A 12,656-nucleotide genomic window follows, 5' to 3' on the forward strand; every position below is an offset into this window, starting at 1 on the left:
AAGTTCCACCAGCAATCACATGCAAACATACATAATGGCCGACCAAATAGTCTCTGGTCGGCCATTATTAAACTAGCACCATAGCTTAACTAGCGTTTATTTCTCAGCTTCATCTACAGCGGTATCCGCTTCGGCATCAATTTCTTCTTCAGCAGCTGATTCGATGTAATCATCATCTATTTCAGTCGTTACATCCGCATTCTCAGTTTCAGAAGTCGCTTCCGGAGAACTAGTTAGTTCTGCTTGTGCCGTACCAGCAGTTAACTCGCCAGAAAGCTCTGCTCGAATTTGTGCTAACCGATCTGCAGCTTTCATATCCACGCCATGAAGATCAACCTCTTCATAGCGACCGGTAGCCTGCATAAGTTCCTGAGCACCTACCGCATTAGCGTAGCGACGCTCAATCTTTTCACGTACCTGATCCAAACTCGGTACATCTTTTTCCACACTCAATTCGGTAATCGAATCCATGGTTTTATTGGTGGTCTCATGCAGTTTTGTCTGTTCTACCTGAGTACGCAGCTGATCTATCTGCCCCAGCTGTTCTTTCAACCGTGCCTCAGACTGCTTAACTTGTTCAGTTGCTTGCTCTGCTGCCTGGACTGCCTGCTGGTGAAGTACTTTTGTTTCTTCTAACTGCTGCTCTGCGCTCACTAGCTGACTAGCATAAATCTCTGCTGCGTTCAGCAGTTCCTTAGCTTTAGCACTATCGCCAGCAGCCTGAGTTTGATCGGAAAGCTGAATTGCCTGACGCGCTTTATCTTGTAATGCAGCTTGTTCTTTGAGCAAACGATCTAACTTCATAGCTAATTGATTGCGCGAACCAATAACCTGAGTGGCTTGTTTTTCAATAACCTCATGTTGTTTCTTGGCTTCGTTAGCAGCCTGCTGGATCTGTACCATAGGATCTGCATTCTCATCAATTTTCATATCGAGCGAGCTAGTTAAGTATTTCCAGCCTTTAGAAAATGGATTAGCCATAGGGGATTTCCTTCATAAGGTAGTAAATTTTCTTTTTACTCTTTCCACTCTAAAGAAAAATGTCTACCTGCGTCGCCAAAAGCCGGCAATTATTTTTTCTTTTCGACGACTACCCCGACCATCAAAAACTCCCCACTAGATAAGCGGGGAGTACAGGTACAGAAAATATGAAGTAATTAGCTCTCAGAATGCTGCTGTTCAGCAATCTGCTTTTTCACATCATCCATATCTAACGCTTTAACTTGACCAACAAGATCTTCTAAAGCAGCCGGTGGTAAAGCACCCGCTTCCCGGTACACCAAAATACCATCACGGAAAACCATCAAGGTAGGAATGGACTGAATCTGTAGCGCAGCTGCAAGCCCCTGATTAGCCTCAGTATCTAGCTTGGCAAAAGTCGCATCGGGATGGTTCTCCGAAGATTTCTCAAAGGTAGGAGCAAACTGGCGGCATGGTCCGCACCAGGAAGCCCACGCATCGACTAACACAATACCTTCAGCACTAACTGTCTGCTCAAAAGTATCTTCGGTGATATCAATAGTTGCCATAATGGAATCTCTTTCGTATCAATAAAAATTTTCTTACTCGATAAGCAGAAACGATAGGCATAACTATTCTATTCCACACGCAAAATATAACGTGCTGACTAAACAAAATCCTATAGTTTTTCATCACATAACTTTTATGTTTATGTGTCACGCAAATCTGAACTGCACATTGTTATCACCTGGTCACAGGGATTTTATTTACATCATCAGCTAAAACCCACCGAACAACCGGCAGGTGATAGCTCAATTGGTCACCCCCGATGAGGTAAATATAAAAAAATTACTTATTAAAGCAGCGCTATGCTCTACAAGAGATATATCCTCGCCACAAAATGTGAAAGGTAACCGATGACCAAAACTTATGTTGTTAAAGGAATGACCTGCCAGCACTGCGTTGCATCTGTCACCGAAGAAATCGAAGAAATCGCGGGAACCCAGGGAGTTAAGGTAGACCTGGAAAGCGGTCGCGTTATAGTAACCGGCGAAGATTTTAGCGACGCCGATATTAAAAAAGCAGTTGAAGAAGCAGGCTTCGAACTCGTTGAAGGCTAACTGACATCTTATTATTTGGTAGTGCTTTTCGAACCTGCTGATCATCTATTATTTTCCAGATCATTCTAGGTTTTCTCCACGGATCGTACGGCACTGTAGAAACCGGTAAAACATGATACATGTCACGAAATTGTCATGGAATCAGTGTTATACCACCCCTCTCAGTGCCTCATCCACATCCCCCACAAAAATCCGCATGCACGTCAAGAGTCATCGACACACTTGTATGTCCAATCTTTACGCAACCTTCATACCCTGAGATACTAAACTCCGCCATTATATGCCTTAACCCATGCGGGACAATGCGCGCAAACTCAGGATCACGCCCCATAACATACTCTAGATCTTTGTAATACCACGAACTGTAATTAGGACTACACCAAAAAATCACCGATTGTAGCCATACCATACGCAGGGTTTACCCAAGTACTAAGCATGTACAAGGATAGCATTTCGTCCGCCCAACTCTGGGCTAACCCTTTAGCGAAGCCCGTGATTGATGTGTGATCACTGGCCAGAGGAAGCGTTATACGCACTATGCGTGACCGTTTATAGTCCCATAAAACCTAAAGAATGCCATAAAAATCCGCGGATTCTACCGCGAGCAGAAGGAAACCCACTTTCAAGGTAACAATAGGGGCAGGAGTATGACTACACTTTAGGGTTGAATTTTTTCTTTCTTTTCAGACTGCTTATTAATCAGAGTATTCACAAGCGGAGTTAAAGCAACAAGCCCTAGAGCACCTACCCCCGCTAGAGATTCAGGTGGATCAAGAAGTAGAAGTAAGACTGGAATAAGTGCAACTACTGCAACGCATATTAATACAGCTGTACACAGGCGAACTTTAGCTTCGAAAATCGCATAAGCAAAAGATTGTTCTGTAATTGCACGGTCAGACTTAATATCTTCATGCGCGTCATCCATAATGCGGGTTCCCAGTCCTGGATGGATGTCGTTAAGCCGTTGAATTTCACTAGAGTGAGGCGTTGGCCCACTGTAGGTAAGTTTAACTAAATCTGCGGGCAGTCCTGGTAGTACTGGCTGATCCGCTGAGATATTTTCTGGTCTATGTTGCCATATGCTCTGGTCGACCGGGTTTGTGTACGCAGGTGAGCTTCCTGAGCAGCTTTCGCTATCCGTCCAGCCTGGTGCGCATTGACGCTGTTCAGACTGTTCAGTGTTGCGCGTATTGTGGTCATGTGTCATAGCCTACCTTCTTTATCTTATTGGGTGTTATTTCTTTTTCGACTTAAGACTGTTAGCGACCGACGATCCAGGTCAGTTTTTATGTCAGATTTTAACTTCTTCTGTATCCCAGAGTGGTGTACGTTGACCCAGGTGGCTACCAGTTTAGGTGGGTTGAGTTTTACTACCTTTGTGTGTAAATAGAAGTGCCATGTAGATTCAGTGACTCCACAATGCACGACGCAGTCAACTACCCGTTATAGAGAGGCGCCTGTATCTTAGACAATGACGATGCGGTCATTGCTTTTTCTTTTCCTATTGTAGAGAATAGGGGGTAAGCCCCGGGTTCGGAATGGTTAGGACATTTCGAACCCAGGCGCTTACTTTTTGCGTTTCTTTGAGCCTTTGATGATGGTGTACCACTTTCGGGCTTCTGTGCTAATCGCTACTATCGAAGCGGTTACCTTTTCTTCTTTTCTTAGCTTCCATTCTTATCAGAGCACAATATTAATAATGAACCTCCCAAGCTCGATAAAAATAATCCATCCTTGACTATCACAAGAATAGAAAACTAAACCTCACATAAAAGACGCGGTTAAAGTGGTATCTCTGACAAAGAGACGCTAATTTACGACAGATCAGACTAGGTTCTCAGATAAAAGTAAACGCTGTTTCAACTTAAGAACTCCTTTGCAGCTGAAATCAGCATCTTTTTATTTTAAGAGTTCACGTTTAAAAATAGAGGTTATCCGAGATTTTTTAACAACTTCTATTTCTAGGCTCAAGTCTTCTCTAGCTGGCTGACTGCCAACGGTTTCTACCGTCTGAACCGGGTGCGCATGTCATAGGGACACCATTTTTACTTACTCCGCTACCACCAGTACAGAAAGACCCCGGATGCACATAGTCCTCCTGCGGCACATACTCTTGTTGCACCGGTGAGTTATTAGCAGGTGGCGGGGACACAACAAACTGTTGTATCGGTGCTTGCCACGTTGACATCATTTCTTGCGCGCATTGTTCAGTCCATCCGCTACTGCCATCCGTAAAAAACGTAGTGCCGGTTTCGTGTATCGCAGGGTCGCCACATGACTGGACTACTTTATCTAGTGGTGCTGGTGCTTCTTGCCCTGGCGCTCCGAGGAAGCCAATTGGACGGTTATCTACAGGTAAGGGAGTATCTTTTATAGGTTCTGCTACAGGTGCCGGGGATAATTCCGAGATAGTACTAGTAATTGAAGATGTAGCGCTTGTATTTGTAGTGGTGACGCTAGAGCTGTAGGGCGTTGTGCTTGTAGGTTCTACAGTAGTGGCATTGTCAGGAGTTTCATTATCTCCACAGGTGGCAAGGGTTAAGACAAGGGTGAGGGCTACCCCGCCTAGTATTAATTTCTTACTCATTTCAGGGTTCTTTCTTTTTGCTTTTCTAGCCACGCTTGCAACAACATTTTACGATTTTGGTGCGATTATTACCGCAGATTAATATTTTTTAAAAAAATGCACTTTCCTTCAACGGTATTTCGTCGAAAAGCGAACTACCGTTGAAGGAAAGTGCATTTTTAGTATTACCCACGGCCTAGGTCTTGGAAGCGCGAATAATGCAATTGGTGTGCTACCGCGATAGTGTCAATCGGACCACCACGGTGCTTAGCCAAGATAATATCGGCTTCACCAGCTCGTTCATTATCTTTATCTTGCGAGTCGGGCCGATACAAAAGCATAACAATATCCGCGTCTTGCTCTAGTGAACCGGACTCACGAAGATCAGCAAGCTGCGGGCGCTTATCCGTACGCGATTCTGGACCACGGTTAAGCTGTGAAATGGCAATCAACGGCACATCTAATTCCTTGGCCAACAGTTTCAGTTGGCGGGAAAACTCCGAAACCTCTTGCTGACGAGATTCCACGCGCTTGCCGGAACTCATTAGCTGGAGATAGTCAACCACGATCATTTTCAGATCATATTTTTGCTTTAGCTTACGTGCCTTTGAGCGAATTTCCATCATGGTGAGATTGGCGGAATCATCCACGAAAATGGGGGCTTGTGCTATTTGCCCGGCGCGATCAGCAAGCTTTGCCCATGCATTATCGTCCAAACGGCCACCGCGCATATCGGAAAGTTTGATCGATGCTTCTGCCGAAAGCATGCGCATAACAATTTCGCTTTTCGACATTTCCAAAGAAAAAATTACCGCGGCTTTATTATTTTCAATCGCACAAGAACGCACAAAATCCAAGGCCAGGGTAGATTTTCCCACACCAGGTCGCGCGGCAATAATGATCATCTGTCCGCCATGGAGACCATTAGTAAGCGCATCAAGATCAATAAACCCCGTCGGCACGCCCTGGGCGAGCCCACCATAAGAGCTGATCTCATCAAGTTCATCCAAGGTGGGTTGGAGCATATCTGCCAAAATTGAATAGTCTTCGGTAGTTTGTCGTTGCGAAACAGCAAAAACTTCCTGCTGAGCCATATCAATAACAGCATCGATTTCCGCATCTTCAGTGCCCTCAAAACCCAGTTGAACTACGCGGGTGCCGGCATCAACTAAGCGACGCAATACGCCCTTATCCGCAACGATTTGCGCATAGTAGGCAGCATTGGCGGCGGTGGGCACACTGGAGGTCAGCGTATGTAGATAGGGTGCCCCGCCGACTCGATCAAGATCATTATTTCGGTCCAGAGCACCTGCCACCAAAATCGGATCGATCTCTTTATTATCGGCGAAAAGATCAATAATGACTTCATAAATCAGCTGGTGTGCTGGTCGATAAAAGTCTTCTGGGGAAAGAATATCCACCACATCTTGGATAACGCTGGATGTCAGCATCATCGCACCAAGCACACCCTGCTCAGCTTCAGTATCATGCGGTGGTTTGCGGTATTCTACGCCAGGATCCGACCTGCGCTGGTCACGACGATAGTAATCGTTATTTCTTGTTCCCTGGGATCGCTCATAGGCAAAGTTTTCGCTGGGAGCATCATTATCCGATGGCGGCACATACTCATCGTCAAAGCTGGCATACGCTGTGTTGTCCTCACTGCTCACCGGATAATCCTTTCCTCTTCTCACCTTAGCGCATCCTCACATTTGCTCAGGCGCATGCAACTAACTCAAACAACCCAATCGAACTGTACACATTATCTCGTGCACTACGTTAAAAATAGCGAAACCAACAACTTAAGCCATACCCCACCAACATTTCTCATTCAGCCACGATCTCACCTTGTGCTTAACGACGACCTCACCTGGCTGAGCTTTAGCTCTTTTTCTACTCTTTACGTATTTTCTGTTTTTCCCGCAGTCGATCGACCTGCTCGAGCAATAGCGATGGCATCCGCTGCTCGAATAAGCGATAGGTGAGAAAAAGCTTGCGGAAAATTACCAGCTAGTCGCTTTTGTACTGGATCATATTCTTCTGCGATAAGTCCAAGATCATTAACCACACTAAGCATAAGCTCCATGCGCTGTTCGGCATCCGTTAAGCGCCCGGAAGCGGCATACTGCTCGATAAGCCAGAAGGTGCACATAACAAAGGGATATTCAGCACCTGTGATACCGTCGAGGCCTTGTTCAGTGCGGTAACGGTAGACGAAGCCGTGTTCGTCGACAAGCTCTTCTTCAATGCAACGCACCGTACCTAGCATTGCTGGATCGTCGGCACTGATAAACCCAGTGTGCGGCAATTGTAATAAGGATGCATCAACTTCTGTCCCACCATAGGTTTGAGTAAAGCTACCGAGTTCTTTATTAAAACCATGAGCTAAGATCTCCTCGCGCAAACGATCACGATGGTATTCCCACAGAGCTACATCCCCATCAAGGTTGTGTTCCTGAACTGCCCGAATGCCTTCATTAAATGCCGCCCACATCATCACCCGGCCATGAGTAAAAAAGTGAAGTTCGCCGCGCATTTCCCAAATTCCATGATCTTTGCGGTGCATATGCTCAATTTGATAATCCAAAAGCCGTTTTTGCAGCCCCCACGAGAACTCATCTTCCGGGTAACCGGCATCGCGTAGCTTGGCAAGCGCTAACATCACCTCACCAACAACATCAGCCTGATACTGGTTGGCGGCACCATTACCGATACGCACCGGACGGGAATGCTCATAGCCTGTTAAATGATCAAGCTCATATTCTGCTAGCTCACGTTCACCGCCAAGGCCGTACATAATTTGTAAATTTTCTACATCCCCAGCTACTGCACGCAATAACCAGTTACGCCAGTCTCGTGCGCCATCGACATAACCATGCAATGCCATCACCTCGACGGTTAATGCTGCATCGCGGAGCCAGGTGTAGCGGTAATCCCAGTTGCGCACACCACCAAAATCTTCCGGCAAGGATGTAGTCGGGGCAGCGACCAAGCCGCCAGTATCGGAGTGGGTTAATGCCCGCAGAACTAAAAGCGATCGCTGAACAAGCTCTCCATATTTCTCATTGGTGTTCAGGTGTCCAATCCATTCTTGCCAATAGCGTTGGGTCTCGGTCAGTGCGGGTGCTGCGGTTGCTGGGCGGGGAGTATCTTCCCAGGAAGGAAACCAGGTTAAGGACCAGTCTAATTTTTCGCCGGCGTGTAGATGGAAATCGCCAACCAAACGAGGTACTACCTGTGATCCGGTTTCAGCATCTGGATTTTGTTCTGCATCATGTGCCGCCACCAGCATCGGCCCGGATAATAACAATCCGTCGGGGCCAGCGGTGCACAATAATGCCGGTTCCTCAGTACCAGGAATAGTGGTGTTTCTAAACCAGGGTAGTGCCCGTGCATAACTAAACCGCACTCGTAAATCATGGGTAATGGTGACTTCACCTGCTAAACATTCCACCATGCGAATCACATCAGCATGAACACTCGATGGTGGCAAAAAATCGGTGACCTTGGCTTTACCAGTTGGACACTGCCATATCGTTTCTAGGATAAAAGTCTGCGGTATATAACGACGTTCTTGTACCATGCCGCCACGCACGCTCAATTTCCAACGCCCGTCGTCTGGTGTTCCCAAAATAGAGGTAAATACTGCTGGGGAGTCAAACCGAGGTAAACAAAGCCAATCAATGCTGCCTTCTCTAGAAACCAATGGCCCGGTTTGTAGATCAGATAATAAGGCATAATCTTCTAGAACAATGCTGCGATGACGATCAACAGGTTGGTCAGAAACGGTGCGGTTGACAATAGTCATACTTCATTTGTACCGCACTATCCTAAAACGATTCTTTCTTTCCCTATTTTTAGTATCAGGTCTGGTACCCAATCTAATTTTTATTCTTCGAGCAACCACCACACCGGACAAAAATAAGCCTAACCTAGACCAGGTTGGCCAATTTTCAAAAGTTTTCCACAGGGGGTTGTGGAAAAAATGGTGTTTCCCGAGTGAGTTTTCCCCAATGGGTGTGGATAGCCTGTGGAAAACTTAGAAAAAATTTTCCGAAATTACCCTAAAAGACCAGTTCATAGCCTATTTATAAATTATGGAAAAAGTTTTATTTAACGGTGGAAAACTTTCTTACCAGCACATTTGACAATGTATTTTTTACATGATTAGGGGGTAAAAATCGCACTGCCTGCGGTTATCTCAACCAGAGTTTTCCACAAGTTATCCACATGTATCACATCTTTTACAGAGACCCCTATTTTCACTTTTCATTAACGTTTCTTCAGCGCTACAACTGCGATCCATCACCGCACATAAGTAAGCAATAAAAATCACTATGGGCGGTTACCACCTAATGTGATAACCGCCCATAGTGTGCTGTTGTCGTTGGGCTTGTTTAATACAAGCCGTTGTAGCTCACGCCTTCTTTAGGCAGCTACAACCTCAAAGTTCACCTTAGCTGCAGCAATATCAGAATGCAGCTTTACGTCCACGCTATAAGAACCAACGGACTTAACCAAGTTCTTCTTTAGCTCGATGGAACGCTTATCTAGGCTAGGGCCACCAGCTGCCTTAACGGCTGCTGCAATATCTTCAGCGGAAACGGAGCCGAAGATTTTGCCCTTCTCAGAAGTACGTACTGCAACAGAAACACCTTCGAGTGCCTCTAGCTGTGCCTTTACTTCGCGTGCGTGGTCGAGGTCGCGGATAGCGCGAGCCTCCTGGGCACGCTTAATTCCCTCGATCTGCTTCTCAGCACCGCGGGTGGCAACGATAGCCAAACCGCGAGGAAGCAGGAGATTACGTCCGTAGCCGTCTTTAACCTCAACAATGTCGCCTGCGACACCGAGGTTCTCAACGGCGGCGGTGAGGATCAGCTTCATGATCCCTGCCTTTCGTGGGTACTGTCTAGGCTCATGCGAGTGAGCCAAAAGATTGAATAATTAACGCTTGAGGAGATACGTTCTTAAACTTTTAACCAGTTTCTAGCTAGCCAATAAATCTTAGAACGGTGGTTCGTCATCTCCGCCAAAACCACCAGCTTGCGGTGCAGAACTCCATGGATCATTAGCCGGTGCCTGTTGGTTTTGCTGTCCACCAAAGCTCTGTGAAGGAGCTTGGTTACCGGATTGAAAACCAGACTGGTTAGCTTGCTGTCCGCCGAATCCTGATTGATTACCGCCAAAGTTTCCACCACCATAGTTACCGCCACCCTCACGTGAGTTACGGGCTACCTGTGCAGATGCATAGCGCAAAGATGGACCGACTTCTTCAACATCGATCTCAAATACGCTGCGTTTTTCGCCCTGCTGGGTTTCAAAAGAACGCTGCTTTAACCGACCGGTGACAATGACGCGCATGCCCTTAGTCAGGGTTTCTGCGACATTCTCGGCTACTTGACGCCATACGTTACAGGTGAGAAACATTGCTTCTCCGTCAACCCACTGATTTGTCGCACTATCAAAGCGACGTGGAGTCGATGCAACGCGGAAGTTTGCTACTGCCGCGCCCGCTGGAGTGAAGCGAAGCTCTGGATCAGCAACAACGTTGCCAACGATGGTGATATTCACATCTCCAGGTGCCATTGTTCTCTATCCTTCGTACTTTAACTGGTTATATGGTTTAAACGCGATCACTGTGCTGTTAAAACAACATAGCGAGGTGTTATAAGAGAATTTTACTTCTCGTTGCGCAGAACCTTGGTGCGCATAACACCGTCGTTCAGGTTCAACACGCGGTCGAGTTCCTGAACAGTTGCAGACTCGCAGTTGAGGTTCACTACCGCGTAGATTCCCTCTTCCTTCTTAGCGATTGGGTAGGCCAGACGGCGCTTACCCCAGATATCAACCTTTTCGACAGTACCGTTATCCTTGCGGACGATCTCTAGGAACTTGTCTAGGGACGGGGCAACAGTGCGTTCATCCTGGGAAGGATCCAGAATAATCATAACTTCGTAGTGACGCACGGACCTCATCACCTCCTATGGTCTTTTAGTATTGAATATTTACGGCCTCATCCCGATTGGATGTGGCAGGAGGGTCGTTGCGTCAGCAACCTTACTAATGTAGCTTATTGCCCACGGAAAAGTCGAGCCTACGCAGTACTAGCGACAAAAACTGCCAAAAATACTGGGATCACAGTAATAAGTACCACCGCGATGGCAAATAGAGTCCAAATAAGCGCAGCTGATTTCTTATACATAAAACTGGCAAAGGCACCACCAAAAAACAGGAAACCAATGAACACACTTGCCATAGTTAAAATTAGTACTGAACTCATTGTGCGACTTCCGGCTCAACAGTATCTACCGGTATTTTAGCTATTCGACGACTAGGGCTGCGTTGCTTGCCCAACGCTAGTACGAACTGATCTTCTTCGCCGTATACTCCTGATAGCGGGTCTTTTCCACCATGAGCATCGCGTACTTTATCTGGACGTTTTCCTAACATTTGTCGAATTATCAGCACGGCAATAGTAATAATCATTGCGTCTCGGCCGATAATAAAGAGATCAAGGAATTGCCCCGGTACCCCCTTGTTGTCGGTACCAAGCATGTGCCACATAAGTACTGGCCAGGTCAAGGCGTCGATAAGCCCCCAGCTAAAAATAAGCTTCCATTCTGGTAATGCCAATGCCGCTAAAACTACTAACCAAATGGAATATTGCGGACTCCAGACTTTATTGACCAACAAAAACGCCGCCACGATGAGATAGCACAGTTCCGCAACTCTAGGACGACGTTTAGTGCTTATACCGAGTAGCAAAATGGCGAGGCACAAAATAAGAAAAGCTAACAAAGTAACTGTATTAAGAATGACTGGTTTGCCCGAACCGTCGAAACCCGTCCAACCAAACTCACGCGATGATAATGCGTAGATCGTGGTCCATTCCCAACCACGCTCTGCGTTAAGCCGAGAAAATTCTCGCCAGGCAGTAGGGTAGAGCGCCATAATTGGCGCATTAACCAGCAGCCAAGTAAAAGCCGCAGCAGCATACATTTTTAGTACTGGTGCATAATTTTTCGCTCTAATCGCAAGCACAAGAAACGCGCCGCATAAAAATAGTGGCCATAATTTTAACGCGATACCAATACCTATCCATACACCAGCAGCTAATGGTTTTGAGCGAGCAAACATTAATAGCCCAGCTGTGGCAGCAGCAATCGAGACAATATCCCAGTTGGTAAAAGCATGAATAACAACCAGTGGCGAAGCAGCAACCAGCACAGCATCCCACACACGATTGCCCATTAGTTCGGACACAGCACGTACCACCCACACCCACATGCAGGACATAACAAAGCAGGTCACCGCGTAGTACACCGCAACGTCGCTAATTGCCCAGGGCAGCACCTGTGCCACGGGGATAAACAGTGTGGCGAGTACTGCCATCAGCCACTGGAAAATACCCGTTAATACGGGATATTCCATATATCTGGTCAGACCATCTTCTTGCCAGGAATGTGCATAGGGGAAGGAAAGTGCATCAAGGCCACGGCCACCATAGAGCGGAACGATATCGTTATAGCAGGCAGAGGTATATTGCCTATTTCCGGACCAATCTAACTGTGCAATACCATCTACCAAGTTGCTTTGGACGCAATTGGCTTTGGCTAGAAAACCGAGGCTTAAAAAGGTCAAGCTTAATAAGATAAGGCAGCGCAGTGGGGTCCAAAAAGGTTGGGTACCAATTCGGGCAAAGCGCCCCATTTTCCCGCCCAAAAATTCAATAAAATCGCGTGCTAAAGGTTCGGTAACGCCGATGCGTTGCGCTGGATCGCCTAAAAACCCGGAACGAGTTTTCTTGGCTTTTGATTCTTCTACTTGCGACGAAGGTTTTTCTGCCGTCACAATATCTCCTTTTACTGGTCTAGCGCAATCACTGCGGAATAAGAGGGAATTCTTTGATAGCTTACAACTTCACCTGGACATCTCTCGCATCATTTCTGCTCATCTATGCAACAAGAGATAATGCACGAAAAAACTGCCCCCTATTTTTAAGGAGGCAG

12 protein-coding genes are annotated in these 12,656 nt (G+C 46.6%); 1 reads left to right on the forward strand and 11 read right to left on the reverse strand.

Annotated elements, in window-relative coordinates:
* Positions 1 to 96 precede the first annotated feature (96 nt).
* Complete coding sequence (locus UL82_RS10005) at positions 97 to 981, reverse strand: PspA/IM30 family protein (protein ID WP_046440809.1); 885 nt, start codon at positions 979 to 981, stop codon at positions 97 to 99.
* 176 nt (positions 982 to 1,157) lie between these two features.
* Entirely contained in the window at positions 1,158 to 1,529 is a 372-nt protein-coding gene (gene trxA / locus UL82_RS10010) for a thioredoxin (protein WP_046440811.1), read from the reverse strand.
* 348 nt (positions 1,530 to 1,877) lie between these two features.
* Between trxA and UL82_RS10015 the strand changes: the two genes are divergently transcribed.
* Positions 1,878 to 2,081, forward strand: a complete 204-nt coding sequence (locus UL82_RS10015; RefSeq protein ID WP_046440813.1) for a heavy-metal-associated domain-containing protein — start codon at positions 1,878 to 1,880, stop codon at positions 2,079 to 2,081.
* 658 nt (positions 2,082 to 2,739) lie between these two features.
* On the opposite strand, the gene UL82_RS10020 is transcribed toward UL82_RS10015, so the two are convergent.
* From UL82_RS10020 to UL82_RS10060, 9 genes are all read right to left on the reverse strand, one after another.
* Positions 2,740 to 3,288 (reverse strand): hypothetical protein, encoded by a 549-nt coding sequence (locus UL82_RS10020; RefSeq protein ID WP_046440815.1) that lies wholly within the window; start codon positions 3,286 to 3,288, stop codon positions 2,740 to 2,742.
* Positions 3,289 to 4,059: 771 nt separating this feature from the next.
* A complete protein-coding gene (locus UL82_RS10025; protein WP_052735963.1) occupies positions 4,060 to 4,668 on the reverse strand; it encodes a hypothetical protein in 609 nt (202 codons plus the stop codon).
* 164 nt (positions 4,669 to 4,832) lie between these two features.
* On the reverse strand, positions 4,833 to 6,341 hold the full coding sequence (gene dnaB, locus UL82_RS10030; protein ID WP_232009488.1) for a replicative DNA helicase: 1,509 nt from the start codon (positions 6,339 to 6,341) through the stop codon (positions 4,833 to 4,835).
* Positions 6,342 to 6,547: 206 nt separating this feature from the next.
* Positions 6,548 to 8,455: a glycoside hydrolase family 15 protein gene (locus tag UL82_RS10035; RefSeq protein WP_046440820.1), complete on the reverse strand. Its 1,908-nt coding sequence runs from the start codon at positions 8,453 to 8,455 to the stop codon at positions 6,548 to 6,550.
* Between the two features lie 620 nt (positions 8,456 to 9,075).
* Positions 9,076 to 9,531, reverse strand: coding sequence for a 50S ribosomal protein L9 (gene rplI / locus UL82_RS10040; protein WP_046440821.1), 456 nt, complete (start codon positions 9,529 to 9,531; stop codon positions 9,076 to 9,078).
* A gap of 120 nt (positions 9,532 to 9,651) precedes the next feature.
* A complete protein-coding gene (locus UL82_RS10045; protein ID WP_046440823.1) occupies positions 9,652 to 10,233 on the reverse strand; it encodes a single-stranded DNA-binding protein in 582 nt (193 codons plus the stop codon).
* A gap of 92 nt (positions 10,234 to 10,325) precedes the next feature.
* Complete coding sequence (gene rpsF / locus UL82_RS10050) at positions 10,326 to 10,613, reverse strand: 30S ribosomal protein S6 (RefSeq protein WP_172595873.1); 288 nt, start codon at positions 10,611 to 10,613, stop codon at positions 10,326 to 10,328.
* Between the two features lie 128 nt (positions 10,614 to 10,741).
* The gene (locus UL82_RS10055; RefSeq protein WP_046440827.1) at positions 10,742 to 10,927 is read right to left on the reverse strand and encodes a hypothetical protein; all 186 of its coding nucleotides are present in this window, start codon (positions 10,925 to 10,927) and stop codon (positions 10,742 to 10,744) included.
* The gene (locus UL82_RS10060; protein WP_083966532.1) at positions 10,924 to 12,357 is read right to left on the reverse strand and encodes a glycosyltransferase family 87 protein; all 1,434 of its coding nucleotides are present in this window, start codon (positions 12,355 to 12,357) and stop codon (positions 10,924 to 10,926) included. Before UL82_RS10060 ends, UL82_RS10055 begins: the two co-directional genes overlap by 4 nt.
* Between the last annotated feature and the right edge of the window lie 299 nt (positions 12,358 to 12,656).

It is taken from the genome of Corynebacterium kutscheri (assembly GCF_000980835.1).
Classification (GTDB): Bacteria; Actinomycetota; Actinomycetes; order Mycobacteriales; family Mycobacteriaceae; genus Corynebacterium; species Corynebacterium kutscheri.